This is a genomic window from Streptomyces adelaidensis, from assembly GCF_016598475.1.
Classification (GTDB): Bacteria; Actinomycetota; Actinomycetes; order Streptomycetales; family Streptomycetaceae; genus Streptomyces; species Streptomyces adelaidensis.
Window position 1 is genome coordinate 21948 of sequence record NZ_JAEMUX010000047.1, and the last position, 25965, is coordinate 47912.

The following is a 25965-nucleotide window of genomic DNA, read 5'->3' on the forward strand; positions in this document are numbered from 1 at the left end:
GCTACGGGCTTACGCCGAGGTGGCGTTCCGCGAAGGCCAGTTCCAGGCGGAGTTGTTTGATGCGTTCGTCCACTACGAGGGAACCGTGGCCGGCGTCGTAGCGGTACACCTCGTGGATGGCGGCCCGGTTCACCAGGCGGGCGACGTAGTTGTCGACCTGGCGGATGGGACAGCGGGGGTCGTTGACGCCGGCGGAGATGTAGACGGGGGACTTCACCGCGTCGACGTATGTCAGGGGCGACGACGCCTCGAACCGCTCGGGCACCTCCTCAGGCGTGCCCCCCAGCAACGTACGGTCCATCGCCTTGAGGGCCTCCATCTCGTCGTGGTAGGCGGTGACGTAGTCCGCGACGGGCACGGCGGCGATGCCGAGGCTCCAGGCGTCCGGCTGGGTGCCGAGGCCGAGGAGGGTGAGGTATCCGCCCCAGGAGCCGCCGGTGAGGATCAGCCGGTCGGGGTCGGCGAAGCCGGAGTCCACGGCCCAGTCCCGCACCGCCGCGATGTCCTCCAGCTCGATGAGGCCGACCCGGTGCTTGAGGGCGTCGGTCCAGGCTCGGCCGTAGCCCGTGGAGCCTCGGTAGTTGATGCGGATCACCGCGTACCCGTGGTCCAGCCAGGCGGCGGGGCCGGCGGCGAAGGAGTCGCTGTCGTGCCAGGTCGGGCCGCCGTGGATGTCGAAGACGGTGGGGCAGGGGCCGGCCGGGAGCCCCGCCGGGCGTTGCACGAGGGCGTGGACCCGGCCACCGGGGCTCTCCACCCACACGTCCTCCACCGGCACCGAACCGGGCGACTTCAGGCCCGGCGGATCCAGCACCACAGCACCCGTCGTCGACCGGACGACCGGCGGCTCGGCGGCCGACGACCACAGGTACTCGACGCTGCCGTCGGGGCGGACCGTGGCCCCGGAGACCGTGCCCCTCGGGGTGTCCACGCGCTCCAGGCGGCGCGTCGCCAGGTCATAGCGGAACAGCTCGCTGCGGGCCTCGAAGCTGTGGGCGACGAGGAGGGCGGAGCCGTCCGGATACCACTCGGCGCTCAGGTCGCCCGCCAACCGGCCGGCGAGTCCGAGGTCGGTCTCCTCGCCGGACACCACGTCCCAGACGAGCGGCTCCCAACGGCCGCTCCGCTGGTGCCCGATGAGCAGCCGGGTGTCGCCGTCGACAGGTGCGAAGCCCATCACCTCCAGGCCCAGCTCGACCGTGCCGCCCTTGGTGTCGTCCAGTTCGGCGACCGCCGTGCCGTCCGGCCGGACCACGCGCAGCGCCGAGTGCATCGCGTCGCCGTGCTCGGTGTGCTCGATCGCGATGAGCGAGCCGTCGTGGGAAAGGTCGCCGACCCCGGCCGACTCGCGGTGCCGGTAGATCTCGACGGGGGCCGCGTCCTGCCGGGACAGATGGATCGTGGAGCCGTCCTCGTCCGTCGAACGGCCGACGATCGCCGTACGGCCGTCGCGCCCGATGGCCAGGCCCGCCGGGTACGACGCGTCCAGACCAGGTGCCGCCTCGTCGTCCGGGCCGCCGTGGAAGGGCTGGCGCCGCCAGACGCCGAACTCGTCGCCGTCCTTGTCGTCGAACCACCAGATCCACTCGCCGTCCGGCGAGAGCACACCGTCCGTCGTACCGTTGGCCCGGTTCGTGACCTGGCGCTGATCGCCGGTCTCGCGGTCCCACGCGTACAACTCGTACGTGCCCGTGGCGTTGGACACGAACAGTGAGCGGTGCGGTGCGTCTTCCGCCCAGTCCGGCAGGGACACCCTCGGCGCCCGGAACCTCTTCTCCCAGTCGGGCATCTGCCCGCTCTGCTCCTGCGGGGTGGACCCGTTGCTCTCAGTCATGGCCCCATACTGCCCCGCCCGCATGACAATGTGCCGCCGAGGTCCCCAGCCTGTGGATAACTTCCGACCGGCCGGGGCCCCGCCGGTACCGCCCCGATGCCAACTCGGTGCCGTATACCCAGGTCAGGACCGATTGTCAGTGGCCGGGTGCAGACTCTGCGCATGACCTCAACGACCGATCTACGCAAGACCGTCGAGAGTTTCTGGGCCGCCGCCGAGGGCCGGGACTGGGCCGCGTTCGCCGAGACGCTGGCCGAGGACGTGGTGTACGAGCTGCCGCAGACGCGGGAGCGGATCCTCGGCAGGCAGCGGTATGTGGAGTTCAACCGGGAGTATCCGGGCGACTGGCACGCCCGGATCGAGCGGATCGTCGCCGAGCCGGGGCAGGTGGTCAGCTGGACACACGTGACCGTGGGGGTGGAGGAGATGCACGCGATCTCCTTCTTCACGGGGGACGAGGAGGGCCGGATAGCCACGGTCACCGACTTCTGGCCCGAGCCCTACGAGCCGCCGGCCGGTCGTGAGCATCTCGTCGAGCGGTACTGAGCGGCGGGCCGCCGCCTTCCGGGTGCCCGTGGGGGCCGAGACCGCAGCCGACCCCGCAGCCGGGCGCCCGGCGCGGGCCCCGTACGGTGGACGACGTGTACCGGTTTCTGCTGACGCCCCGATGGTGGGGGATCAACGTCTTCGTGCTGCTCGCCATCCCCTTCTGCGTGTTCATGGGGTCGTGGCAGCTGAGCCGGTTCGAGGACCGCATGGCGGACCACCGCGCGGCGACCGAGCGGATCGACCCGGCGGACCGGGCCCCGGCACGGCCGCTGGCCGAGCTGCTGCCGGTGGACAAGGTGACCTCGGGCGAACTGGCCACCGCGACCGGCCGGTACGGCGAGCAACTCCTCGTGCCCAACCGCGAGTTGGACGGCAGGAACGGCTTCTACGTGCTGACGCTGCTGCGCACCGACGAGGGCAGGGCCCTGCCTGTCGTACGGGGCTGGCTGCCCGGCACCGCGGACCCCGACCGGGCCCCGGCCGCGCCCACCGGCGAGGTCACCGTCACCGGTTCGCTCCAGTCGGCCGAGATCCCGGGGTCGAACGGCGTGCCCGCCCAGGGCGGGCTCCCGGCCGGCCAGACCGCGGCGATCAGCGCGGCGGCGTTGGTGAACCTGGTGCCGGACGACCTGTACGACGGCTGGATCACGCTCGAAAGGGGCGACTCGGGGATGAAGGCGGTGCCCGCGACGACCCCGCAGGACACCGGGCTCAACCTGAAGGCGTTCCAGAACCTCGGCTACACCGGCGAGTGGTTCGTCTTCGCCGGCTTCGTCGTCTTCATGTGGTTCCGGCTGCTGCGCCGCGAGGTCGAGTTCATCCGGGACGCGGAGCTGGGCCTGGTCCCGGACGAGGACTCCGGCGACGGGGACCCCGTCGACCAGGACTCCGTCGAAGCGGACTCCGCTCAGGAAACCGCCACGAGCCCCGTCCGGTAGACCACGCCCGCGCAGGCGTTGCTCACACTGGTCGTGAGGGTGGTCACGCCGCCCTCGGCCGTGTGGGAGACGAGGACGCTGCCGTCGACGACGCCGTCCTCGGTGAGGAGCTGGGTGGTCGCGGAGTTGGTGCCGTCGGTGGTGGTGCCGCCGGTCTCCTCCTCCGTGGGGGTCGGGTCCGCGGTCGGGTCCGTGCCGCCGTTGCCGCCGCCGTCGGTCGTACCGCCGGTGGAAGTGGTGGGGCAGGTCTCGGACGGCACCCAGGCGAACCGCACCTCGTACGCGGCTCCCGGCGCCAGCAGCAGCTGGGCGGGGGAAAGCGACGGGTCGGGCAGTCCGGCGGCGGCGTCACCGGCGACATGGTTCACCACGGTGATCTTCGCGGCGTCCGCTGCGCCCTGCGGGGTGGTGCTCACGGCGCCCGCGCCGGCGACCGTACAGCTGCTGCCGGAGATGTTGGAGACGCGGAAGCTGCCGTAGACGGCGCCGCCGGAGTCCGGGGAGCCCGCGGCGGCGCTGCCGCCGAGCTGGGCGCCCGTGCAGGCGGGCGCGGCCGCGGACTCGGGCGTCGGCTCGGCGCCGCCCGTGGACCCGTTGCCCTCACCCTTGTCCTGGTCGCCCTTGTCCTTGCCGCTGTCCTTGCCGGCGTCCTGGGAGCCGCCGGAGGAACCCCCCGACGAACCGCCCCCTCCGGTCTGCCCCTTGGACTGGCCCGCGGACCCCTGGGTCTGCGAGCCGTTGCCGACGGCGGAGGGGTTGATCTCGGAGCCGGTGGAGTTGGAGACGTGGACGAGGGCCGGGATCGCCGTGCCGATGAAGAGCGCGGCGGCCGCCATACCGACGACGGCCTGACGCTTGCGCGCCCGCCGGGCCGGCACCGCTCGCCGCAGGTGTTCCAGGGTGCCGTCCGTGGGCTCCATGTCCGACACCGCGTGATGCAGCAGATTGCGCAGCACCAGCTCGTCCGAGTCGAACCCGCCCAGGTCCGGGGCGGGGACCTGGTGCGCCGGCTCGGCCGCATCGGCCATGTCCGTACGGGAGACGTCCGTACGCGAGACGTCCGTACGCGAGACGTCCGTATCCGACTGGTCTGGGCTCAGGTCGTCCGGAGCGTCCGGAGCGCGGCCTTCGAGACCCTGGCCCTTGGGTGTGGGGCCTTGTTCTTCGGGGCCGTGATTCACAGTTCCGTTCCCAGCGTGCGATTGCGTTTCGTCGTGCTCGTCGAGCCCGCGCCCCCCGGCGCGCCCGTCCCGCTCGCGCTCCTCGGCGCGTTCCTCGGCGCGTTCCTCGTCGTCCCGGCGTCCCCAGGAGGCACGCCTCCGGGCGTCGAGCTCGTCGTGCCTGTCGGGCCCGTCGTCCCTGCCGTGCGCGCTCATGCCGACGCCTCCATGGCGACGCGCAGTGCCGCGATGCCCCGGGAGCCGTACGCCTTGACCGAGCCCAGCGATATGCCGAGCGTCTCGGCGACCTGGGCCTCGGTCATGTCGGCGAAGTAGCGCAGCACGAGGACCTCGCGCTGACGGCGCTGGAGACCCTTCATCGACTTGATGAGGGCGTCGCGCTCCAACTGGTCGTACGCGCCCTCCTCCGCGCTCGCCATGTCGGGCATCGGCTTCGACAGAAGCTTCAGGCCGAGGATGCGGCGGCGCAGGGCGGAGCGCGAGAGGTTCACGACCGTCTGGCGCAGATAGGCGAGCGTCTTCTCCGGGTCGCGGACGCGCTTGCGGGCCGAGTGCACGCGGATGAAGGCCTCCTGGACGACGTCCTCGCAGGAGGCGGTGTCGTCGAGGAGGAGGGCCGCGAGGCCCAGAAGCGAACGGTAGTGAGCGCGATAGGTCTCGGTCAGATGGTCGACCGTCGTGCCGGAGGCCGGCACCGTGGACGTGTCGTCCGCGCCGTCGCGCTGATTGGGTATGCGGGTCGGCCGCGCCGCGGGCATCGGCGCGATCACCGGCATGCCGCCGGGCGAACCTGGCATACGGGGACGGCGGGGTGGACGAAGGGCGGTGCCCCTCGTCTGTACCGCGGTGAAATCCAGAACCTCTGCCACGCCTGTTGGACCCGCGTCCCCCCCTCGGGGTTGTACGCGACAGGCATCACTTTTGCGTCAGACCGCACGCGTGTCCGTATGGCAGCTGCGCCCGCCGGTTCGGCGGACATGCCGGGCGGCACGCTCCGCGCCCCCGTCTGCACGACCCACCGAACACCGGACAGTGCGTCGAACGCCTTCATGCGTACCAGCTCTTCCCCTGTGCCCGAGTGTGCGACGCCCAGCCCCGCCGAAGGGCGCCCGTTAAAGACGCTCCCCGTCCTCCGCTCGGTTGCGGACGACGGGGGGAAAAATCCGCGATCACCGGGAGGCCTGAATCAACCCGGAGATCTGGCGGCCGTCCGGCCGGAAATACTCCGTCCGCCGGACCGCCGACTCGAAGAACTTACACGCCGCCACCGACAACGGCCGACGCCAGCGAGCCGCGATCTACGCGCGGCAACAGCCGTTCTACGCACGGCGACACGCCGTCCGCAATCGGAACCGGCGCACAGTGCACCGAAAGGCGACGGACAGTGCGCTCTCAGGCAAGCGCCGGTGCCCTCATGGGCAGAGAGCCCTCGGGACGGCGAGCCCTACGCCGTCCGCGGATTACGCTCCGCCGCCACCAGCTCCGCGATCTGCGCCGTGTTCAGGGCGGAGCCCTTGCGCAGGTTGTCGCCGCAGACGAAGAGTTCGAGGGCGGTCGGGTCGTCCAGGGCCCGGCGGAGGCGGCCCACCCAGGTCGGGTCGGTGCCCACCACATCGGCGGGGGTGGGGAACTCCCCCGCGCCCGGGTCGTCGTAGAGCACGACGCCTGGGGCGGTGGCGAGGATCTCGCGCGCCTTGGCGACGGTGACCTCGCTCTCGAAGCGGGCGTGGAGGGTGAGGGAGTGCGCGGTGACGACGGGGACCCGGACGCAGGTCACGGCGACCGGCAGTTTCGGCAGCCCGAGGATCTTGCGGGACTCGTCCCGCACCTGCATCTCCTCCGACGACCAGCCGTCCGCGCGTGGCGACCCGGCCCACGGCACCACGTTCAGCGCGACCGGCTCCGGGAACGGCCCGGTGTTGTCGCCCACGGCCCGCCGTACGTCACCGGGGTTGGTCCCCAGCTCCGTACCGGCGACGAGGGCGATCTGCTGCCGCAGGGTCCGCACCCCGGCCCGTCCCGCACCGCTGACTGCCTGGTACGAGGAGGCCACCAGCCCGCGCAGGCCGTACTCGGCGTGCAGCGCGCCGAGCGCCACGATCATCGAGAGGGTCGTGCAGTGGGGGTTGGCGATGATGCCGCGCGGCCGCACCCTGGCGGCGTGCGGATTGACCTCGGGGACGACGAGGGGCACCTCCGGGTCCATCCGGAAGGCGCCCGAGTTGTCCACCACGACCGCACCCTTGGCCGCCGCGATCGGCGCCCAGTGCTCCGCCACCTCGTCCGGTACGTCGAACATGGCGACGTCGACCCCGTCGAAGGCCTCCTCCGACAGGGCCACCACCTCGACCTCCTCCCCGCGCACGGCCAGCTTGCGGCCGGCTGAGCGGGGGGAGGCGATCAGCCTGATCTCGCCCCAGATGTCCGCGCGGTGGGACAGGATCTGGCGCATGACCGTGCCGACGGCCCCGGTCGCACCCACGACCGCGAGCGTCGGCCTGCCGGACCGCCCGGCGTCGGCGGCCATCAGCCGACCGAGGTCTCCGCCGGAACAAACGGGCGGGTGGAGCGGACGCTCATCGTCCGGTGCCTCCGTAGACGACGGCCTCGTCGCTGTCGGAGTCGAGCCCGAAGGCGGAGTGCACGGCGCGCACGGCCTCCGGCACGTCGTCGGCGCGGGTGACCACCGAGATACGGATCTCGGAGGTCGAGATCAGCTCGATGTTGACCCCGGCGTCGCTGAGCGCTTCGAAGAAGGAGGCGGTGACCCCCGGGTTGGTCTTCATCCCGGCGCCGACCAGGGAGATCTTGCCGATCTGGTCGTCGTAGCGCAGCGAGTCGAAGCCGATGCCGTCCTTGTTCTTCTCCAGGGCGTCGATCGCCTTGCGGCCCTCCGTCTTCGGGAGGGTGAAGGAGATGTCCGTCAGGCCGGTCGTCACGGCGGAGACGTTCTGCACCACCATGTCGATGTTGACCTCGGCGTCGGCGATGGCGCGGAAGATCGCGGCGGCCTCGCCCGGCTTGTCGGGCACCCCGACGACCGTGACCTTGGCCTCGGAGACGTCGTGGGCGACTCCGGAGATGATGGCGTGCTCCACCTTGTGGTCCCCTTGCGACTCAGGCTTCTCGTTGCTGACCCAGGTGCCCGGCAGTCCGGAGAAGGACGAGCGGACGTGGATCGGGATGTTGTAGCGGCGGGCGTACTCGACACAGCGGTGGAGCAGCACCTTCGAACCGGACGCCGCCAGTTCGAGCATGTCCTCGGAGGCGATCCAGTCGATCTTCCGTGCCTTCTTCACGACCCGCGGGTCGGCGGTGAAGACGCCGTCGACGTCGGTGTAGATCTCACAGACCTCGGCGTCCAGCGCGGCGGCCAGCGCGACGGCGGTCGTGTCCGACCCGCCGCGGCCCAGCGTGGTGATGTCCTTCTTGTCCTGGCTGACGCCCTGGAAGCCGGCGACGATCGCGATGTTGCCCTCGTCGAGCGCGGTGCGGATCCGGCCGGGCGTGACGTCGATGATCCGGGCTTTGTTGTGGACCGAGTCGGTGATGACGCCTGCCTGGCTGCCGGTGAACGACTGGGCCTCGTGGCCCAGGTTTTTGATCGCCATGGCCAGCAGAGCCATGGAGATACGCTCTCCGGCGGTCAGCAGCATGTCGAACTCACGTCCGGCAGGCATGGGTGACACCTGCTCGGCGAGATCGATCAGCTCGTCCGTCGTGTCGCCCATCGCGGAAACGACGACGACCACCTGGTGGCCGTTCTTCTTCGCTTCCACGATCCGCTTGGCGACGCGCTTGATGCCCTCGGCATCGGCTACGGAGGAGCCTCCGTACTTCTGCACGACAAGGCCCACGTGCGCTCCTCGCTCGGTTCAGTCCCTATCCGCACATACACACGTACTGCGGTCGGCTCAGTTTAACGAGCGGCCGAATATCCCTGCCCCGGTACCGCATGGTGAGATGTCCCGCCCACCCTTTGATCGCCTGGGCTTTCTCCGGACGTCCCCCGGATTTCCCCCGGCTTCTCGCCCGGACCTTCGACCGCTCCGGGAACGTCTCTGCCCAGGTCGGGGCCGAACAGTCGACGCGAAGGGGTAAAAGTGCCTGGAGTCACATCCCGGTCCCGCCCACGCGTTTCTGGTGTCGGCGGAAGCGCAACTTTCAAGTACTAACGTCGGTGCGTGCGCGTACTTCTGGTGGAAGACGACGAGCCGGTCGCCGAGTCGCTCCGGCGCGGACTCCTGCGATACGGCTTCGAGGTGGAGTGGGTGTCCACGGGCGGGGCGGCGCTGTCGTACGAGGAACCGTACGACGTCGTGCTCCTCGACCTGGGTCTGCCCGACACCGACGGCCTCGACGTCTGCAAGGCGCTCCGAGGCCGCAGCGATGTGCCGATCATCGTGATCAGCGCGCGCAGCGACGAGACGGACCGCGTGGTCGGCCTCGAACTCGGCGCCGACGACTACGTCTCCAAGCCGTTCGGCGTGCGCGAGGTGGCCCGGATAAGGGCCGTCATGCGCCGCATGCAGCCCCGCGCCGCCGACGCGCCCCCGGCCGGCCCCGACCGCTACGGCCCCCGCCTCACCGTCGACCGCAAGGCCGCGCGCGTCCACCTCGACGGTACGGAGGTGGGGCTCGCCCCCAAGGAGTACGACCGCCTCTCCTTCCTCACCGAGGAGCCGGGCGCCCTGATGTCGCGCGAGCAGATCATGGAGGCGGTCTGGGACGCGAACTGGTTCGGGCCGACCAAGACGCTCGATGTGCACGTGGCGGCGCTGCGGCGGAAGCTGGCGGGGGCGATCACGATCGAGGCGGTGCGGGGGGGGGTGGGCTTCCGGCTCATCGTCGATGAGGGCGAGAGCGGTAGCGGTAGCCGTAGCGGCGGCATCGGCGGGAGTGGCGGCGGCGTCTCATGATCCGTCAGCTCATCCGCAGCTACGTACTCCTCGTGGCTGTGGCCATCGCCCTGTTCACCGTGCCGGTGGCCTTCACGCTCACCGATCAGTTGCGGGGCGACACCGAGCACTCCGTCGAGCGCGAGGCCGAGACGATGGCCCGGTTGCTCGGTACCGGAGGCAGCGCCTCCTGCCAGGCCCTGGGGCAGATGGCCAAGGCGTACCCCGAGACGGTCGAGGTGACAGCCACCAACGGGTGCGCCCCGAAGGGCCTGCGCGCACCGGCCCGCGACACCGCGCTGACCACGGCCCTGGAGAACGGCGAGCCCACCACCGACTGGGGCTCCGACTTCATCTGGGGCAAGAACCTGGTGATCACGGTCCCCGCCCATGAGCGCACGGCGGACGGGAAGATCGACGAGGACAAGGTCGTCGGCGCCGTACGCGTCGTGTTCGCGACCGACGAACTCACCGACCGGCTCTGGCAGATCTGGGGTTTCCGGGCGGCGCTCGCCGCGCTCGTCCTGTCCGCCGCCGCGTTCATCGGTGTCTTCGCCGCCCGGCGCCTGACTGCTCCGCTGCGCCAGCTCAACGAGATGGCGAGCAAGATGAGCGACGGCGACCTGACGGCCCGTTCCCCGATCACGGGCCCCCAGGAGACCCAGACCCTGGCGCGCACGCTCAACCAGGCGGGCGAGCGCCTCGACACGCTGATCGCCTCGCAGCGCATCTTCGTCGCGGACGCCTCGCACCAACTGCGTACGCCCCTCACCGCTCTGCGGCTGTCCCTGGACAACATCGCGGACGGTACGGACGACGAGTTCGTACGGGAGGACGTGGAGCAGGCCACCGCCGAGGTGGTCCGGATGAGCCGCCTGGTCAACGGCCTGCTGGTGCTGGCGCGGGCCGAGGCGAAGGTGACGGCGGCGGAACCGCTGGCCCTTCGGGAGGTCATTCAGGAACGTCTCGACGTGTGGAGACCGGCCGCCGACGAGCGCGGAGTCACCATCACGCTCAGGGGGAGTGCCGACGGCCGGCCGCTTGTGCTGGCCAGTCCCGGTCATCTGGACCAGGTCCTGGACAACGTGCTTTCGAACGCCCTGGAGGTCTCACCGGACGGTGCGACCATCACCGTTCTGGTGGAGGCCAGGGGCGATGTGGTGGTGCTTTCGGTGCTGGACGAGGGGCCCGGTATGTCGGACGCCGAGAAGTCCCGCGCCTTCGACCGCTTCTGGCGCGGCCAGGGCCTCACCGGGAAGTCCGGTTCCGGCCTCGGCCTCGCCGTCGTCAAGCAGCTCATCACCGACGACGGCGGGACCGTGGCCCTCAAGGACGCGCCCGGGGGCGGGTTGTGCGTCGCGCTCACGTTGCGGGCGGCGCGGCACGGGGGTGGCTGAGCCGGGGGGTGGAGGGCTCAGCCACGGCCTGGGGTACGGCTGGTGATCAGCCCTCGGGCATCGCGGAGGAGTGGTGGTTCACGATCTTCCACACGCCGTTCCGCTTCTCGTACTCGTACGTGTAGCGGGCCTTGACGACGCTCTTCTCGCCGGTCTTCTTGTCGGTGAGCGTGAACTGGTACGTGCCCGCGTCGATCGCCGAGTTGCTGTCCAGCACGTTGATGATCGTCTGGATCTTCTTGCCCTTGGGCTTGTTCTCCAGGAAGTGGTCGAAGTGGTCGACGATCCCGGCGCGGTCCGTGCGGACCTTGTTGGAGACAGTCGGCAGCAGCACCGCGTCCTTCGCGTACCGGTCCGCCACCTTCTTCGAGTCGCCGGTCTGCAGCGACTTGTTCCAGCCGTCGAAGAGCGCCGCGATCTCCTTCTTGGAGGGCTTCTTCGGGGCGGCCTCGGCGCCGGCCATGCTGACTCCGGCGGTCACCGTGCCGACGGTGACGAGGGCGGTGGCGGTGACGATGGCGGCGCGTATGCGGTTCTTGCGGGTCATCGCGATCTCCAGTGCGAAGTGGGGTGTTACTGCCTCCGCTTCTTGTGCGGTGGAAGCGACTCAAGATTCGCGTGACGCCGGTTAGGGGCTGTGCAGTGGACGTACAGGCCCGGGGCAACGTTCGTACAAGGTGTTCCGGAGGGGTCACAACGGCAGGTCGGGGGAGCTCGGGCGGTCGGGTCCGGCCATGAGCCAGCGCACGTTTCTGCCGATCCGCGAATTGCCGAGCGTACGCAGGGCGTCGTCGCTCACGCCGGCCGCCAGCGCCTCGGCGCGTTCGTTCTCCCCGGCCTTGCGCAGTTCCATGACCTGGTGCGCGCGGACGAGGAGGGTCACGGGCGAGGTGTCACCCAGGTCACGGCGGGCCTGCTCGAGGGCGAGTTCGGCCAGCGCGACGGCCCGCTCCGTGTCGCCGTCCCTGGACGCCGCGCGGGCGAGGGTCAGCAACTGGAAGGGGTCTTCCGGGTCGTCGGAGGAGTCCGTCCCGGGTGTCGCGTCGAGCGCCCCCTGTACGGCGGCGTCGGCGCGTGGGCGGTCCGCGCCCAGGGCACGCTCCGCCTCTCGGGTGTGCCGGTAGGTCACCCCGAGATCACGCGCCTGGGCGGCCGCCTCCGCGAGTGTCCGGGCCAACTCGTCCCGTACCCGGACCGTGGCCTCGTGGTCGGGGCCGAGCAGACGCTCGTGATCGGCCAGCATCCGGGTCCTCAGCTCAAGGGCCCGGTCGACGTCTCCGGTCAACGAGCAGGCCATCGCCAGGGCCTCCCGTACGGCGTCGGTCTCCACGTCGTACGGGCCGAAAGCGCGCAGCGCGGCGACGAGCGCACGCTCGCACAGCGACACTGCGCGCGGGGGTTCGCTCATCACGAGCATCACGCCTGCCTGGGCGAAGAGATCCGCGGTGTCCGGCGTGTCCTCCTCCGCCGGATACAGGGCCGCCAAGGCCTCCACATGCGTCGCCCAGACGCGCCTCTCGGGTCCCAACGTGTCCTGTACGACGCTTCCTTCGACCCGCTCGCCCGCCCGCGACCGGTCCAGTCTCGCCTGCGCCTCGGCCAACCGCGCCTCCGAGTCGGCCCGATTGAACCGCGACTCGGCGAGAGACAGCAGCTGGACGGCGACGCGGCGACCGCCGACCGTGTCGGTCTTCGTCCGGTGGGGGTCCTCGGGATCCGGTGTACGGGTCACCGCCCGCACGAGCCGATGGACCGAGATCGTCCCGTCCCGCACGGTGATCATGCTGTGCGCGGTCAGCCGCCGGATCGCCTCCGTCGCGCCCAGTGGGTCGCCGGGCAGCTCGACGTACGCGCGGGGAACCCCCTCCGGGCCCAGCCAGGCGAGGGTCTGCAGCAACATGCCCGCCTTCGGGGTGTCCGCGAGCCGGTCGAGGGTCACCCGCCAGACCCGCGCGACGGTGCGCTCCGCGTCACCGCCCTCCGGACCTGAGGCGTACAGGGCGGCGGGCCGCGCGGCCAGGAGCCCCAGATACGCCCTCGGACCGATCCCCGCCTCCCGGCAGTACGCGGCGGCCTGGTCGATCGCCAGGGGCAGGCACCCCAGTTCGGCGCACAGTTCCTCCACGCCGTCGGCCGGTCCGCCGTAGATGCGGGTGAACAGCTCCACCGCCTCGCCGAGTCGAAGGACATCCAAGTCCAGCGTCCGTGCGAGTGCCCGCCAACTCGTCGCGCCCCGGCGGGTGGTGACGAGGAACCGGCCGTTCGCCGCCCGTGCGAGCAGCGGCTCGATGTCGGCGGGGTCGTCGACGTTGTCGAGGACGAGGAGCCAGCCGTCGTGGGCGGCCAGCCACCGAAGCGTACGTTCCCGGAGGGCCGCCTCCGGGAGGGTGCCGGCCAGCGCGGGCTGGAGGGCCCGGCCGAGGTCGGCGAGGCCGGTGTCCAGCTGGGTCCGGGACTCGGCGGTGATCCACCAGACGGGGTTGACGTCGGCGGCCCGCCGGGCGGCCCACTCCGCCGCCAGTGTGGATTTGCCGACGCCGCCGAGCCCGTGCACGGCGTGCACCACGACTCCACCGGGCGTCTCGAACGCCTCGTCCAGCAGGGCCAGTTCACGTTCACGGCCGACGAACTGCACGGTACGCCGGGGCAGATGGCGCACCGGTCCGCCGACCGGCGCGAGCGCGAGCGCCTCCACGGGCAGTACGGTCGCCCGCTCGACCTGCGTGACGAAGTCGCCGGTGGCGACCTGCCCGATGTCCCGCCCGGCCGCGACGGACCGCTCCCCGGACGCCTCCACCGAAGGCTCGCCGGCCCCCTCCCCCGATGCGCCACTCACGCGTTCGCCCCCGTCCGTGCCCGATCCGTGGGAAACATCATGACGGCTGTGGTGCGGTGAAGTCAGGGGGCCGGGAGCCCGGACGGGGCATGGCGTTCCAGTTCCTCGAACTCCTCGACGGACACCTGCGGCGGCCGGTGCTCGGCCCCCGGGGTCATGGCGTCACCTCCTCGACTCCATGGTGCGCTGACCGGCGCGTCCTGCACGCTCATACGTCCCTCCCGTCCGACGGGCCCCCGACGGGAGGCCCGCCCTGCGCGTCGTCCGCCCAACCCATGAGGCGGTCGATCCAGGCGTCGGCCGCCGCCAGTTCCTCCGCCGTGAAGGGCCCGTGTTCTGCCTACGGGCGTCGGGTCCCGGGGCTCAAGCTCCGGTTCGATCTTGCTCCGGAGATCGTTCTGCTGGACGCTGAGGCATGCAGAATCTGCCGACATTCGTATTGGTTCACGGGGCCTTCGCGAACTCGTTCTCGTTCGCGCCGCTACAGGCCGAACTCGCCTTGCTCGGGCACCGATCGGTCGCGGTCGACCTTCCGGGGCACGGATTCGAGGCGACGTTCCCCGCGGCCTACCAGGCTCCCCAGGATCTCGACGCACTCGCCGCGGAACCGGGGAGCATCAAGGGAGTCACGCTCGCCGACAATGCCGCCCGCGTGATCGAAGTCCTCGAACGGGCCAAGCGGAACGGGCCCACCATCCTCGTCGCCCACAGCAGGGGCGGCATCACGACCACCGCCGTCGCCAACGCCCGGCCCGAGCTGATCGACCGGATCGCTTACGTCTCCGCCTGGTGCCCCGTCGATCTGGACGTGAGCGACTACTACGCGCAGCCGGAGATGGCGGACGTCGACGCGGGGGCCTTCGTCGCCACGCTCGTCGGGAACCCGGCCGAACTCGGTCTGCTCCGGACCAACTTCCGCACCGCCGATCCGACGGCGCTCGACGCGTTCAAGCGAGCGTTCGCCGCCGACCTCACCGATGACGAATTCCGGACCTTCCTGAACACCTTCCAGCCTGATGAGAACCTCGACGCCGGTACGTCCGCCGACCGGGCACAGGCCACGACCTGGGGGCGGATTCCCAAGACCTATGTGCGCCTGGACGCCGATGCCAGCCTTCCGCTCGCCGTGCAGGACCGCATGATCCGCGAGGCCGACACGCTCACACCCGACAACCCCTTCGACGTCCGGACACTCGAGGGGAGTCACCTGCGCTGGCTCGTCCACCCGAAGCCCGCCGCCGAGCTGCTCGCCGGACTCGCAGCGCGCTGAGCCGCGTACGTCGCGTGGTCAGAGGGTCCCCAGTGCCGGTGCGAAGGCGATGAGGAGCGGGAGGAGGGCGAGGAGCGCGGCGGCGGTCGTGGTGGCCGCGCGGCTGGTGCGGTCCAGGCGGGGCGGCGGCTCCAGCAGGCGGTCCACCCGGTCGCCCAGCAGGCGGTGGGTGTTGGCGCAGCTCAGCACGCCCCGGTGCTGGTTGAGTTCGATGAGGGCGAGCGCGGTGGTGAGGTGGCCGCAGCGGCGCGATGCCGTGTCGTCGGCGGCCAGTTCGACGAGGCGGTGGGTCTGGTCGGCGAAGTGGGCGAAGAGGGGGATGCGCGGGAAGCCCGTGGCGAGGGCGGTGGAGAGGTGGAGCAGCCAGTCGTGGCGGGCGCGGGCGTGGCCCAGCTCGTGGGCGAGCACGGCGTCCAGCTGACGGTCGCTCAGCTTGGTCAACGCCCCTGTGGTGACGACCAGTTGGGGTACGGCTCCCGGCATGAGCCAGGCGTCCGGGTACTCGTCCTCCAGGACCAGCAACGGCCCCTTCGTCTGCGGCAGACCGGCCGGCAGGTCAGGGGCGCGTTCCCGCAGTTGCGCGCGCCGCAGCTGACGGCGGCGCCGGGCATCGACGAGCTCCCGCGCGAGCATGGCACCGCTCCACGCCGCCCCGCAGGCCAGCAGCAGCGTCAGTACGGCCGTCCAGGGCGGCGCGGCCGTCAGGTCGTACGCGGCGGTCACGGCCGGCGGCGCCGGCGCGAAGGCGTGGGTCCGGACCGTCTCGAACACCCCCGCCGCGCCGAGCACCAGCGCCGCGAGACAGCTCAGCAGTGCCGCCGCCACCAGGCACTGCCACACCCACAGCGCGACCACGGGTTCCCGCTCGGGCCACACCGCCCTCAGCAGGGCGCGGGGGCCCAGCACTGCGGCGGTCAGGGCCACGGCGGTGAGAAGCAGCAGGAGAACGGTCACGTCATTGGGTCCGGTTCCTGTCGGGGGTCGGGCGGGGCGGGAGGAGCGAACGAAGCATCCTCCACGGCCCGAGTGAACACGCTACCGGTGAACGGGGCGGATGCCACCGGCGTAAGCACTCCTGATCGCGTCGGTCCGGCGGGCCCGACGAAGGTCGGGACCGCGTGGTCCCCGGTGAAGGCCATGTTCCCGGTGAAGGCCATGCCGATCGACCGGCCCGCCGCGATCGATCTCTCGCCCGACGACTCCGCCGCCGCCCCGGTGTCCGTACCACCCATCAGGTGCCCGTGGACGCCGAGCCGATGTCACCGCCCGCCGCGATGGAGCCGTGGCCGGAAGCGGTCACGCTTCGGTCGGTAGCGGGTGTGCCGGCGGGCGGTGGGGTGGGCGGGTTCTGCGGCGGGACGGCCGGCGGGGTCGCGCCACCGGTCGAGGCCGCACCGATGCTGCCGCCCGCGGCGATCGCGCTCCGGCCGGAGGCGGTCACGCTGTCGGCCGGGGCGACCGGGGCGGGGGCCGGAGCAGGGGCCGGAGCAGGGGCCGGAGCGGGGGCCGGAGCGGGGGCCGGAGCCGGCGGCGTGACGGTGGTTCCGGCCGTCGACGCGCTGCCGATGTCGCCGCCCGCGGCGATCGCGCCGGCACCGGAGGCGTCGACGGTCCGCGAAGGGGGCGTGGGCGGGACGGGAGGGGGCGGCGTCGAGCCGCCGAACTGCACGATGGCGGCGAGCACGAACCCGAAGACACCCACGGACCCACCAGCCACACTCGCGATCTGGTCGGCCGACCCCAGATCGACGAAGGCGAACCCGACCAGCGCGACCACACCCACCCCGGCGATCCCTAGACCGGCCCATGCCCATGGTTTCAGCGTCATGGGGGCATTGTGGCGCGCATCGGGGGCGTATGGGGGTGGAGCCACCCAAGTCGGTACGGACGGACGGACGGGCCGGCAGGGTTCACCCGGCGATGCTCGGGCTGCCGCCGCTCCGCTCGCCGGTGCCGACCAACAGGGCTGCCCGGGAAGGGAGGTTGGTGAGCATCGGCGGGCAGTCCACCCAGCGGCGAACGACTGGGGAGTCGGACGCGTCGTGTTCTTGCGTCCAACTCCCACCGTGGGAAGCGTGCCTCGCCGTGGACCGTGTCCCGCCGCCCCGTCGGCGGCCGGTTACTTCACCTTCCGCAGGCCCAGCGGTCCAGCGATCTCCTCCGCCATGACCTTGCCCGCCTCGAACTCCAGGGTCTCGTCGCCCATCAGTTCCTCGTCGGTGTCGAGGCCGTCGAGCTCGGCGAGGGGCTGGTTGAGGCGGACGTGGGCGACGATGGACTGGAGGGCGCGGAGGGTGGCGGAGGCGGTGGAGCCCCAGTTGGAGAAGTAGGAGAACTGCCACCACCAGAGGGCCTCGGTCGTGCGGCCCGCGCGGTAGTGGGCCATGCCGTGGCGGAGATCGGCGATGACGTCGGAGAGGTCGTCGGAGATACGGGCCGGGACGGGCGCCTTGCGGGGCTCGTACGGGTCGAAGACCTCGGAGTAGACATCGACCGGTTCCAGCATCAGGGCGAGGCGTTCGCGCAGGTCGTCGACGTCCGGCTCCGGGCCCGGGTCGGGCTCGTAGCGCTCGTCGGGCACGATGTCCTCGTGCGCGCCGAGGCGGCCGCCCGCCAGGAGGAGCTGGGAGACCTCCAGGAGGAGGAAGGGGACGGCCGAGTCCGGCTCGTCGCCCTTGGCCACCTCGGTGACGGCGACCAGGAAGCTCTCGATCTGGTCCGCGATCTGGACCGCGAAGTCGTCCGGGTTGAGGCCGGTCGCGTGCAGCGTGGCGTCAGACATCCAGCAATCGTCTCCCCTCGAAGGCGCGACCGAGGGTCACCTCGTCCGCGTATTCCAGGTCGCCGCCCACCGGGAGGCCGCTGGCCAGGCGGGTGACCTTGAGGCCCATGGGTTTGATCATGCGGGCGAGGTACGTGGCCGTGGCCTCGCCTTCGAGATTCGGGTCCGTGGCGAGGATCAGCTCGGTGACCGTCCCGTCGGCCAGGCGGGCCAGCAGTTCTCGTATGCGCAGGTCGTCGGGGCCGACGCCCTCGATCGGGCTGATCGCGCCGCCGAGGACGTGGTACCGGCCGCGGAACTCACGGGTCCGCTCGACGGCGACGACGTCCTTCGGTTCCTCCACGACGCAGATGACCGAGAGGTCGCGGCGGGTGTCGCGGCAGATACCGCACAGCTCTTCCTGCGCGACATTGCCGCAGGTCGCGCAGAAGCGGACCTTCGCCTTCACTTCGAGGAGGGCGTGCGCGAGACGCCGTACGTCCGTCGGCTCCGCCTGCAGGATGTGGAAGGCGATCCGCTGCGCGCTCTTGGGACCGACGCCGGGCAGCCGCCCCAGCTCGTCGATGAGGTCCTGGACCACGCCTTCGTACACGGACTGCCGTCCTTCCTGGTGTCTATCAGTACGTACCGTAGTCGGCCGCGGCCGCTCCGAGGAAGGCGGTACGGGGCACGGATGGGCTCGGAGGGGGGTCGCTCGGGAGTGTCAGAAGGGCAGACCGGGAATGCCCGCGCCACCGCCGCCGAGGCCCTGGGCGAGGGGGCCCAGTTTCTGCTGCTGGAGGGTCTGGGCGTTCTCGGTGGCCGCCTGGACGGCCGCGACGACCAGGTCGGCGAGGGTCTCGGTGTCCTCGGGGTCCACGGCCTTGGGGTCGATCTTCAGCGCGCGCAGTTCGCCGGAGCCCGTGACCGTGGCCTTCACCAGGCCGCCGCCCGCCTGGCCGTCGACCTCCGTGTGCGCGAGCTCCTCCTGTGCCCGCGCCAGATCCTGCTGCATCTTCTGGGCCTGCTGGAGCAGCTGCTGCATGTTGGGCTGGCCACCACCGGGGATCACGATCAGCTCCCTAGTACTTAAGTACTTAATGAGTTCTTGCGGTCGTTCCTGCGACCTGTGCGGTCGTCACGAGCCTACGTGGTCGATGCGGCCGCTGCCTTGCCACTCTTTCGAGTGAGTCGGCGGGGATTCGTATACCTGATCAAGGGCACCTTCCAGGGGGAAAAGCGATGAAAACGGGGTCTTCGCCACCCATTGGGAGGTAGGAAGGGTCCGGCCGCGTCAAGGTGCGTCAGCTCCGCACCTACGTGTGTCTCGCACTGTCGTCAGCAGCAACGTCAGTAGGGAGTGCCGGGTGAGCCAGCCGGAGATGCAGCCCGAGGGGGGTCCCCAGGACGGGCGGGGTGAGGGGCCCGGGCTGTGGGCGGAGCCGTGGCCGTCGGCGGTGGCCGGGCCATGGGTGGGAGAGCTTGCCGGGCGGCCGTTTCCGCACGGCGACTGGGGGGCGCCGGCGGAACGGCTGGACGAGTTGTACCAGTGGGTCGAGCGGGCGGCGCTGGACACCGCCGCGTGGTATCTCGCGGACCGGGTGTGGAAGCGGCTGGCGGCGCGGGTGCTGCGGGGCGGGGCGTCGCTGGGGGCGCTCGCGGGGGCGGCGCTGCCGCTGCTCGACCTCACGGGGGTGGTGGGCGGGGCGGCTCCCTGGGGATATCTCGCGCTGCTGTCGTGCGTGGCGTGTGTCGCGGTGGATCGGTTCTTCGGGGTGACGTCCGGGTGGATGCGGGATGTGGCTACGGCGCAGGCGGTGCAGCGGCGGCTTCAGGTGTTGCGGTTCGACTGGGCGTCCGAGAGTGCGCGGGAGGTGTTGGGGCCCGCGGAAGGGACGGCGGGGGAGGCGGCCGAGCGGTGTCTTGGGGTGCTGCGGCGGTTCTCCGAGGACGTGACGGAGCTTGTGCGGGTGGAGACGGCTGACTGGATGGTGGAGTTCCGGGGTGGGGGGGTGCCGCTCGGTGTGCCTGGCGGGGCGGGCGGCACGCGGCCGGAGGCGAGTCCCAACGGGCGGTTGTCCTTGCCGCCGGGGGCTCGGCCGAACATGCCTCGGCAGCGGCCGCCGGAGGCTCGGTGACGGTGGGGTGGCGATGGGCTGGGGTGGATGGGGTGGAGTGGGGTGCGTTTTCGGCTGTGGGTGCGCCGTGGTTGCTCGCGCAGTTCCCCGCGCCCCTGAAAAGCAGGACTGCGCCCCGCGCTTTTCGCCTTTAGGGGCGCGGGGGACTGCGCGCCCCGCCCCCACCCGGCCCGCAGCCGAAAACGCACCCCGAAGAGTGGCACCACCTGGCGCCACTTGGCACCACACAACGTCACCGTGGTGCCACTATCACCCGCGTAGGCGCCATAGCGTTATCGCAGGTCAGGGCGGCCTCATCAGTTTTGGCACCAGAAGTGCCGCCATACGGCTTGCCGGTGGAGCCATAGTGGTGCCATGATGGCGTCATGGACCTCACCCCCTATGTCGACTCCCTCCGCCGTGAACTCGCGGTGGCCGCCGAAGCCGGCGGTGACGAAGCGCGCGAGCTGGCCGAGAGGCTCACCGCTCCCCTGGAGTCGGCGACCCGGCTGACCATGCTCAATGTGCTCTCGGCCGCGATGGACGAGGTCACCCGTGAACTCGCCCCCGGCTCGGTCGACGTACGGCTGCGCGGGCTCGACCCCGACTTCGTGGTGACACGGCCGCCCACCGAGGGGGGCGGCGGCGCCGTGGAGCCGACCGCGCCCGCCGAGCCGTTCAGGACGCCGGCCCCGGCCGACGGCGACGAGGGCGGCACCGCCCGCGTCAATCTGCGACTGCCGGCCCACCTCAAGGCACGCGCCGAGGAGGCCGCGAACCGCGAGGGCCTGTCGGTCAACGCGTGGCTGGTGCGCGCCGTGTCGGCCGCGGTCGAGGGCGGCACCCGGCCGCGCCCGGCGGAGCGGACCCAGACCCTCGGCCAGAGCTTCACGGGCTGGGTGCGCTAGCCGCGCCCAGCCCGCCCCGCTCCACCCACACCACTCCACCCACACCACGTCCCACCAGCGGGGACGCCCCAAGAACACAAGAGGACGGGACAGCCATGCCTTCTTTCGACACTCCCGAACCGATCTCGGTCACGGCGCACGTGGGCGCCGGTTCCATCCAGTTCACCGCGAGCGACCGCCTCGACACGGTCGTCGAGGTCCGGCCCGGGGACCCGAAGCGGGACAAGGACGTACGGGCCGCCGAGCAGACCGAGGTCACCTACGCGAGCGGCGTTCTGACGGTCAGGACGAAGGAGCGACGCCTCATCGGACCCTCCGGTTCCGTCGGCGTGACGGTCGACCTGCCCACGGGTTCGCGCATCGACATGACCGGCTCCTGGACCCAGGTCATCGGCGAGGGTCGGCTCGGCGAGGTCCGGGTGAAGGCCTCGGGCGGCGACGTCCGCCTCGACACCACGGGCCCGCTGGAGCTGACCGCGTCGCACGGCTCGGTCACCGTCGACCGGGTCGAGGGCATGGCCGAGATCACCACCAGCAGCGGCAACGTACGCGTCGGCCTCATCGACGGCCCGGCCGTCCTCAAGAACTCGCACGGCACCACGACCGTCGGCGCCGTGACCGGCGACCTGCGGATGAACGGCGCCAACGGCGGCATCGACATCGAGCGTGCCGAGGCGTCGGTCACCGGCACCTCGACCCACGGCCACCTTCGCGTCGCCGAAGTCGTCCGGGGCGAAGTCCAGTTGGAGACCTCCAACGGCTCCATCGAGGTCGGTGTCCGCGAGGGCACCGCCGCCTGGCTCGACGTCAGCTCCAACCGGGGACAGGTACGCAACAGGCTCGCCGCGTCCGAGGCCCCGGAGCGGACCGAGGACACCGTCAAGGTCCGCGCCCGGAGCAACTGGGGCAACATCGACGTCCTCCGCGCCAAGGCCTGAGCGCCCGCATCCCCCGCACCGGCCCCATCTCTGCCGGTCCCCCACCCCCTCAGCTTTCGAAGCCTCCAACACCTCCAACCACCTCCAACACCTTCACGCCTTCACGCCTTCACGCCTTCACGCCTTCAAACGGAGAACCCCATGCCTTCTTCTGTCATGCCCACATCAATACCACCACAGAGCGGCGGTCACCCGTCCCCGGCCGCCGTCTCCACCGTCGGTCTGCGCAAGTCGTACGGCGACAAGACCGTCCTCGACGGCATCGACCTGCGCATCCCGGCCGGGTCCGTGTTCGCGCTGCTCGGCCCGAACGGTGCCGGCAAGACCACCGCCGTGAAGATCCTCTCCACCCTCATCACCGCCGACGGCGGGCAGGCCCAGGTCGCGGGCCACGACATCGCCACGTCACCGGACGGGGTGCGTGCCGCGATCGGCGTGACCGGGCAGTTCTCCGCCGTCGACGGCCTGATCACCGGCGAGGAGAACATGCTCCTCATGGCGGACCTGCATCACCTGTCCAGGCGGGAGGGGCGCCGCGTCGCCGCCGAACTGCTGGAGCGGTTCGACCTCACCGACGCCGCGAAGAAACCCGCCTCCACCTACTCCGGCGGCATGAAGCGCCGCCTCGACCTCGCCATGACCCTGGTCGGCGACCCCCGCATCATCTTCCTCGACGAACCGACCACCGGCCTCGACCCCCGCAGCCGCCACAACATGTGGCAGATCATCCGCCAACTCGTCTCCGACGGCGTCACGGTCTTCCTCACCACCCAGTACCTGGAGGAGGCCGACGAACTGGCCGACCGCATCGCCGTACTCAACGACGGCAAGATCGCCGCCGAGGGCACCGCCAAGGAGCTCAAGCGGCTCATCCCCGGCGGACACGTCCGACTCCGCTTCACCGACCCGGCCGCGTACCGCAGCGCCGCCTCCGCACTGGGCGAGGTCACCCGGGACGACGAATCCCTCACCCTCCAGATCCCCAGCGACGGCAGCCAACGCGAGCTGCGCACCATCCTCGACCGGCTGGACACCGCCGCCATCGAGGCCGACGAACTGACCGTGCACACCCCCGACCTCGACGACGTGTTCTTCGCCCTGACAGGCAACACCGACCAGCCGAACAAGCCGAACCAGCCGAAGGAGACCGTCCGATGAGCACCCTCTCACTCGCCGTGCGCGACTCGTCCACGATGCTGCGCCGCAACCTCCTGCACGCCCGGCGCTACCCGTCCCTCACCCTGAACCTGCTGCTCACCCCGGTCATGCTGCTGCTGCTCTTCGTCTACATCTTCGGCGACGTGATGAGCGCGGGCATGGGCGGCGGCGGGGCGGACCGCTCCGCGTACATCGCGTATCTGGTCCCGGGCATCCTGCTGATGACCATCGGCGGCACCACGGTCGGGACCGCGGTGTCCGTCTCCATGGACATGAGCGAGGGCGTCATCGCCCGCTTCCGCACGATGCCGATCCACCGCCCTTCGGTGCTCATCGGACACGTCGTCGGCAGCGTGCTGCAGTGCGTGATGAGCGTGATCCTCGTCGGGGCCGTCGGTGTGGCCATCGGGTTCCGGTCCACGGATGCCACGGCCCTGGAGTGGCTGGCGGCGTTCGCACTGCTCGTGGTGTTCGCCATGGCGCTCACCTGGATCGCGGTCGGGATGGGCCTGATCAGCCCGAACGCCGAGGCCGCCAGCAACAACGCGTTGCCGCTGGTCTTCCTGCCGCTCATCTCCAGCACCTTCGTCCCGGTCGACGCGATGCCGGGCTGGTTCCAGCCGATCGCCGAGTACCAGCCCTTCACCCCGGCCATCGAGACCCTGCGTGGGCTGCTCCTCGGCACCGAGATCGGCCACAACGGATGGCTCGCCGTCGCCTGGTGCCTGGGACTGGCCGTGCTCGGCTACTTCTGGTCCAAGTCGGTGTTCGATCGCGACCCGAACTAGGGAGCGGCGGCCCGAAGGCCGCGGCCCGCAGCTCGTCCCACTCCGGGGCGGCGTACTCCGACACCACGTCGGCGTGCGCCGCCCATCGGCGTTTCCGCCGTCTGCCGGGCCCCGGCTCAACCCCTGCTCAGTCCGCCTTCGTGTACGTCAGCGACTCCCCCGAGTCGGTGTTGACGCGGCGGAGGCGGCCGTCGGGGAGGAGGGTGACCGTGGTGGCGCCGCCCGCGGAGCAGGAGGTGGCCGGTTCGCCGACGGTGACGGTGGAGGGACCGATGTCGAGGGGGCCGCCGTCGGCCGGTTCCGCGGTCAGCTCCGCCTCGAACACGCAGTGGTACGTGCCCGCGCCGGCCGGGCCGTCGGCGGTGAGCGAGAGCACGGTGTCGCCCACCTCGCCCTGCTGGATGAGGAGTTGGCGGGTGTTCTCGCCGTCGTCGTTGGCGATGCCGGCGTTCCAGGTGCCGAGGAACTCCTCCGGGATCGTGCCCGCGTCCGGCGACTCGGTGGTCTCGTCCGGCGAGGTCTCCGGGACCGACGGCTCGGCCGAGGTGGGCCCAGGCGTCTCCGGCGCGCCGGTCGCCTGCCCGCCCTTGGCGTCGTCCTCCTTGCCGCCGTCGCCCCCCTTCTTCATCAGCGCGTACACCCCGCCGCCCGCGCCCAGCGCGACGACCAGGGCGACGATGACGAGGAGGACCGAGGAGCGGTTGCCTCTGCGCGGGGGCTCGGGCGGGACGGCTCCGGGGGCGCCGACGGGGGCGACTCCGGGGGCCTGAGCACCGTACGGCGCCTGCCCGTACGGCGGCGGCGCCTGCCCGTACGAGCCGTACGAGCCGCCGTACGGGCCCTGCGGGTAGCCGTAACCGGGGGCGATGGGCTGTGGAGGCTGCTGAGGGTGCTGAGGCTGGGGGTGCTGAGGATTCTGGGGGTACTGCTGCGGGAAGCCGTATCCGGCGGGCGGCGGCCCCGGCGGCGCGGCCGGCGGAGGCGGCTGCACGCCCGCAGCGCCCCCTGCCCCCACCGCACCCGCCGCCCCCACGATCTGCGTCGGCATCCGGTCCAGCGGGGCCGCGCCCGGGGCTCCGGGCGGAGGCGGCGGTACGGCACCGCTCCCCGCGGCGGTGGGAGCGGCGGCGGGCGGCCGCTCGGCGAGACCGGGCGCACCCTCTCCCGAATCAGCCCCCGATCCAGCCCGCGTCTCCCCCGCCTCCTCCGGGTCCTCCACCTCCAGCAACTGCACCGCGTGCCGCCCCAGTTGGGCCACGAGGGCGCTCGGCAGCCAGGGGTCGCGGGAGCGCCCGGCGAAGACCGTGTCCTCGGCGCCCGTGCGTTCCAGGATCTGCGCGAGGGTCGGGCGGGCGGCCGGGTCCTTCCTCAGGCAGTCGCGGACGACGTCGTGGAGGCCCTCGGGAAGGCCCTCCAGGTCGGGTTCCTCCTGGGCGATGCGGAACATCAGGGCGTGGACGCCGGAGTTGGCGGCGCCGAAGGGCAGGTTGCCGGTGGCGGCGTAGGAGAGGACGGAGCCGAGGCAGAAGACGTCGCAGGCTGGCGTGATCCGGTCGCCGCGCACCTGCTCGGGGGCCATGAAACCGGGCGAACCGACGAGCGCGCCGGTCCTGGTGAGCCCGCCGTCCGTGACCGTCTCCAACGCCCGCGCGATGCCGAAGTCGATGACGCGCGGCCCGTCGATCGTCACCAGCACGTTGGACGGCTTGAGGTCCCGGTGGATGAGCTCGGCGGCGTGGATGTCCCGGAGCGCGTGGGCGAGCCCGGCGGCGAGGATGCGTACGGACCGCTCGGGGAGCGCTCCGTGGTCGCGCCCCACCACGGTCTGCAGGCTGGGCCCGGCGACATATCCGGTGGCGACCCAGGGGATGCCGGCCTCGGTGTCGGCGTCCAGCACCGGCGCGGTCCAGTACCCGCCGACCTGCCGCGCGGCCTGCACCTCCTGCCGGAAGCGGGCCCGGAACTCCTCCTGCTCGGCCAGCTCCTGCCGGACGAGCTTGACGGCGACGGTGCGGCCGCGGTCGGACCGGGCCAGGTAGACGTTACCCATCCCGCCGGCGCCCAGCCGTGCGAGCAGCCGGTACGCGCCGATCCGCTGTGGATCCCCAGGCCCGAGCTTCTCCATGGCCACCGTCCCCCGATTTCCCCGTAGCCCCGTGCCGTCCCCGCGCATGTGTGTACGCGTACGTACGGGTACGTCGTGTACGTCGTGTACGTCGTGTACGTCGTCTACGTGCGCAACGGACCCGATCGTAGTGCGGCCTTACGGGGAGGCGGGGTGAGCGGTGTCTACGGTTCCGTAACAGGCTCTCCCCGCCCCGACACACTGTCGCCCCCCACCCCCCGCCCCCCGACACCTCGCCGATGTCCCCTCCCCCCACCACCCCCCTAC

At 71.5% G+C, this 25965-nt stretch carries 23 protein-coding genes; 10 read left to right on the forward strand and 13 right to left on the reverse strand.

The genetic code is table 11. The annotated features are described in order from the left end of the window. Window position 1: 1 nt before the first annotated feature. On the reverse strand, window positions 2–1834 hold the full coding sequence (locus I8N67_RS25065; protein WP_200305754.1) for a S9 family peptidase: 1833 nt from the start codon (window positions 1832–1834) through the stop codon (window positions 2–4). Window positions 1835–1996: 162 nt separating this feature from the next. Between I8N67_RS25065 and I8N67_RS25070 the strand changes: the two genes are divergently transcribed. Together I8N67_RS25070 and I8N67_RS25075 are read left to right on the forward strand one after the other, a co-directional pair. Then, complete coding sequence (locus I8N67_RS25070; RefSeq protein ID WP_200305755.1) at window positions 1997–2380, forward strand: nuclear transport factor 2 family protein; 384 nt, start codon at window positions 1997–1999, stop codon at window positions 2378–2380. A gap of 95 nt (window positions 2381–2475) precedes the next feature. Further along, entirely contained in the window at window positions 2476–3321 is an 846-nt protein-coding gene (locus I8N67_RS25075; protein WP_200305758.1) for an SURF1 family protein, read from the forward strand. Here I8N67_RS25075 and I8N67_RS25080 read toward each other — a convergent pair. The 4 genes from I8N67_RS25080 to I8N67_RS25095 form a co-directional block, all read right to left on the reverse strand. Then, entirely contained in the window at window positions 3291–4697 is a 1407-nt protein-coding gene (locus I8N67_RS25080; protein ID WP_200305760.1) for a hypothetical protein, read from the reverse strand. The two genes, I8N67_RS25075 and I8N67_RS25080, sit on opposite strands and share 31 nt — an antisense overlap. After that, the gene (locus I8N67_RS25085; protein ID WP_234046249.1) at window positions 4694–5299 is read right to left on the reverse strand and encodes a SigE family RNA polymerase sigma factor; all 606 of its coding nucleotides are present in this window, start codon (window positions 5297–5299) and stop codon (window positions 4694–4696) included. Before I8N67_RS25085 ends, I8N67_RS25080 begins: the two co-directional genes overlap by 4 nt. Window positions 5300–5946: 647 nt before the next feature. Further along, entirely contained in the window at window positions 5947–7029 is a 1083-nt protein-coding gene (locus I8N67_RS25090) for an aspartate-semialdehyde dehydrogenase (RefSeq protein WP_200305764.1), read from the reverse strand. A 49-nt stretch (window positions 7030–7078) separates the two neighbouring features. Beyond that, entirely contained in the window at window positions 7079–8359 is a 1281-nt protein-coding gene (locus I8N67_RS25095; protein WP_200305766.1) for an aspartate kinase, read from the reverse strand. Window positions 8360–8686: 327 nt separating this feature from the next. Between I8N67_RS25095 and I8N67_RS25100 the strand changes: the two genes are divergently transcribed. Both I8N67_RS25100 and I8N67_RS25105 read left to right on the forward strand, forming a co-directional pair. Next, window positions 8687–9421, forward strand: coding sequence for a response regulator transcription factor (locus I8N67_RS25100; RefSeq protein ID WP_200305768.1), 735 nt, complete (start codon window positions 8687–8689; stop codon window positions 9419–9421). After that, on the forward strand, window positions 9418–10797 hold the full coding sequence (locus I8N67_RS25105) for a HAMP domain-containing sensor histidine kinase (protein ID WP_200305770.1): 1380 nt from the start codon (window positions 9418–9420) through the stop codon (window positions 10795–10797). The genes I8N67_RS25100 and I8N67_RS25105 overlap by 4 nt, the downstream gene beginning before the upstream one ends. Before the next feature lie 46 nt (window positions 10798–10843). Here I8N67_RS25105 and I8N67_RS25110 read toward each other — a convergent pair whose 3' ends face one another. Then, window positions 10844–11344 carry an SgcJ/EcaC family oxidoreductase gene (locus tag I8N67_RS25110; protein ID WP_200305772.1) on the reverse strand — a complete coding sequence of 167 codons (501 nt, stop codon included), beginning with the start codon at window positions 11342–11344 and terminating at the stop codon, window positions 10844–10846. 144 nt (window positions 11345–11488) lie between these two features. Beyond that, window positions 11489–13633, reverse strand: coding sequence for an AAA family ATPase (locus tag I8N67_RS25115; protein ID WP_200305774.1), 2145 nt, complete (start codon window positions 13631–13633; stop codon window positions 11489–11491). 415 nt (window positions 13634–14048) lie between these two features. On the opposite strand from I8N67_RS25115, the gene I8N67_RS25120 reads away from it, so the two are divergent. Next, window positions 14049–14903 (forward strand): alpha/beta fold hydrolase, encoded by an 855-nt coding sequence (locus I8N67_RS25120; protein WP_200305776.1) that lies wholly within the window; start codon window positions 14049–14051, stop codon window positions 14901–14903. An 18-nt stretch (window positions 14904–14921) separates the two neighbouring features. Here the strand turns inward: I8N67_RS25120 and I8N67_RS25125 are convergent, their stop codons facing one another. From I8N67_RS25125 to I8N67_RS25145, 5 genes are all read right to left on the reverse strand, one after another. Further along, window positions 14922–15857, reverse strand: coding sequence for a M56 family metallopeptidase (locus I8N67_RS25125; protein ID WP_200305778.1), 936 nt, complete (start codon window positions 15855–15857; stop codon window positions 14922–14924). 277 nt (window positions 15858–16134) lie between these two features. After that, a complete protein-coding gene (locus I8N67_RS25130; RefSeq protein ID WP_200305780.1) occupies window positions 16135–16731 on the reverse strand; it encodes a hypothetical protein in 597 nt (198 codons plus the stop codon). Window positions 16732–17022: 291 nt separating this feature from the next. Then, complete coding sequence (locus I8N67_RS25135; RefSeq protein WP_200305782.1) at window positions 17023–17685, reverse strand: DUF5063 domain-containing protein; 663 nt, start codon at window positions 17683–17685, stop codon at window positions 17023–17025. Continuing rightward, on the reverse strand, window positions 17678–18277 hold the full coding sequence (recR, locus tag I8N67_RS25140; RefSeq protein ID WP_200305785.1) for a recombination mediator RecR: 600 nt from the start codon (window positions 18275–18277) through the stop codon (window positions 17678–17680). The genes I8N67_RS25135 and recR overlap by 8 nt, the downstream gene beginning before the upstream one ends. A 111-nt stretch (window positions 18278–18388) precedes the next feature. Then, window positions 18389–18736 carry a YbaB/EbfC family nucleoid-associated protein gene (locus tag I8N67_RS25145; RefSeq protein ID WP_200305787.1) on the reverse strand — a complete coding sequence of 116 codons (348 nt, stop codon included), beginning with the start codon at window positions 18734–18736 and terminating at the stop codon, window positions 18389–18391. A gap of 295 nt (window positions 18737–19031) precedes the next feature. Between I8N67_RS25145 and I8N67_RS25150 the strand changes: the two genes are divergently transcribed. From I8N67_RS25150 to I8N67_RS25170, 5 genes are all read left to right on the forward strand, one after another. Further along, window positions 19032–19802 carry an SLATT domain-containing protein gene (locus tag I8N67_RS25150; RefSeq protein WP_200305789.1) on the forward strand — a complete coding sequence of 257 codons (771 nt, stop codon included), beginning with the start codon at window positions 19032–19034 and terminating at the stop codon, window positions 19800–19802. Between the two features lie 365 nt (window positions 19803–20167). After that, a complete protein-coding gene (locus I8N67_RS25155) occupies window positions 20168–20689 on the forward strand; it encodes a toxin-antitoxin system HicB family antitoxin (protein WP_200305791.1) in 522 nt (173 codons plus the stop codon). A gap of 95 nt (window positions 20690–20784) precedes the next feature. After that, the gene (locus tag I8N67_RS25160) at window positions 20785–21627 is read left to right on the forward strand and encodes a DUF4097 family beta strand repeat-containing protein (protein WP_200305793.1); all 843 of its coding nucleotides are present in this window, start codon (window positions 20785–20787) and stop codon (window positions 21625–21627) included. 156 nt (window positions 21628–21783) lie between these two features. Continuing rightward, entirely contained in the window at window positions 21784–22785 is a 1002-nt protein-coding gene (locus tag I8N67_RS25165) for an ATP-binding cassette domain-containing protein (RefSeq protein ID WP_200305795.1), read from the forward strand. Continuing rightward, window positions 22782–23573, forward strand: coding sequence for an ABC transporter permease (locus I8N67_RS25170; protein ID WP_200305797.1), 792 nt, complete (start codon window positions 22782–22784; stop codon window positions 23571–23573). Before I8N67_RS25165 ends, I8N67_RS25170 begins: the two co-directional genes overlap by 4 nt. A 127-nt stretch (window positions 23574–23700) precedes the next feature. On the opposite strand, the gene I8N67_RS25175 is transcribed toward I8N67_RS25170, so the two are convergent. Further along, window positions 23701–25698 carry a serine/threonine-protein kinase gene (locus I8N67_RS25175; RefSeq protein ID WP_200305799.1) on the reverse strand — a complete coding sequence of 666 codons (1998 nt, stop codon included), beginning with the start codon at window positions 25696–25698 and terminating at the stop codon, window positions 23701–23703. Between the last annotated feature and the right edge of the window lie 267 nt (window positions 25699–25965).

Coding starts and splice junctions, on each gene's coding strand:
- I8N67_RS25080 (WP_200305760.1), bottom strand. CDS start 4,697: ATGAGCGCGCACGGCAGGGACGACGGGCCCGACAGGCACGACGAGCTC.
- I8N67_RS25175 (WP_200305799.1), bottom strand. CDS start 25,698: ATGGAGAAGCTCGGGCCTGGGGATCCACAGCGGATCGGCGCGTACCGG.
- I8N67_RS25155 (WP_200305791.1), top strand. CDS start 20,168: ATGGACCTCACCCCCTATGTCGACTCCCTCCGCCGTGAACTCGCGGTG.
- I8N67_RS25130 (WP_200305780.1), bottom strand. CDS start 16,731: ATGACGCTGAAACCATGGGCATGGGCCGGTCTAGGGATCGCCGGGGTG.
- I8N67_RS25135 (WP_200305782.1), bottom strand. CDS start 17,685: ATGTCTGACGCCACGCTGCACGCGACCGGCCTCAACCCGGACGACTTC.
- I8N67_RS25090 (WP_200305764.1), bottom strand. CDS start 7,029: ATGGCCGCCGACGCCGGGCGGTCCGGCAGGCCGACGCTCGCGGTCGTG.
- I8N67_RS25070 (WP_200305755.1), top strand. CDS start 1,997: ATGACCTCAACGACCGATCTACGCAAGACCGTCGAGAGTTTCTGGGCC.
- I8N67_RS25165 (WP_200305795.1), top strand. CDS start 21,784: ATGCCCACATCAATACCACCACAGAGCGGCGGTCACCCGTCCCCGGCC.
- I8N67_RS25085 (WP_234046249.1), bottom strand. CDS start 5,299: ATGCCAGGTTCGCCCGGCGGCATGCCGGTGATCGCGCCGATGCCCGCG.
- I8N67_RS25170 (WP_200305797.1), top strand. CDS start 22,782: ATGAGCACCCTCTCACTCGCCGTGCGCGACTCGTCCACGATGCTGCGC.
- I8N67_RS25160 (WP_200305793.1), top strand. CDS start 20,785: ATGCCTTCTTTCGACACTCCCGAACCGATCTCGGTCACGGCGCACGTG.
- I8N67_RS25065 (WP_200305754.1), bottom strand. CDS start 1,834: ATGACTGAGAGCAACGGGTCCACCCCGCAGGAGCAGAGCGGGCAGATG.
- I8N67_RS25105 (WP_200305770.1), top strand. CDS start 9,418: ATGATCCGTCAGCTCATCCGCAGCTACGTACTCCTCGTGGCTGTGGCC.
- I8N67_RS25110 (WP_200305772.1), bottom strand. CDS start 11,344: ATGACCCGCAAGAACCGCATACGCGCCGCCATCGTCACCGCCACCGCC.
- I8N67_RS25120 (WP_200305776.1), top strand. CDS start 14,049: ATGCAGAATCTGCCGACATTCGTATTGGTTCACGGGGCCTTCGCGAAC.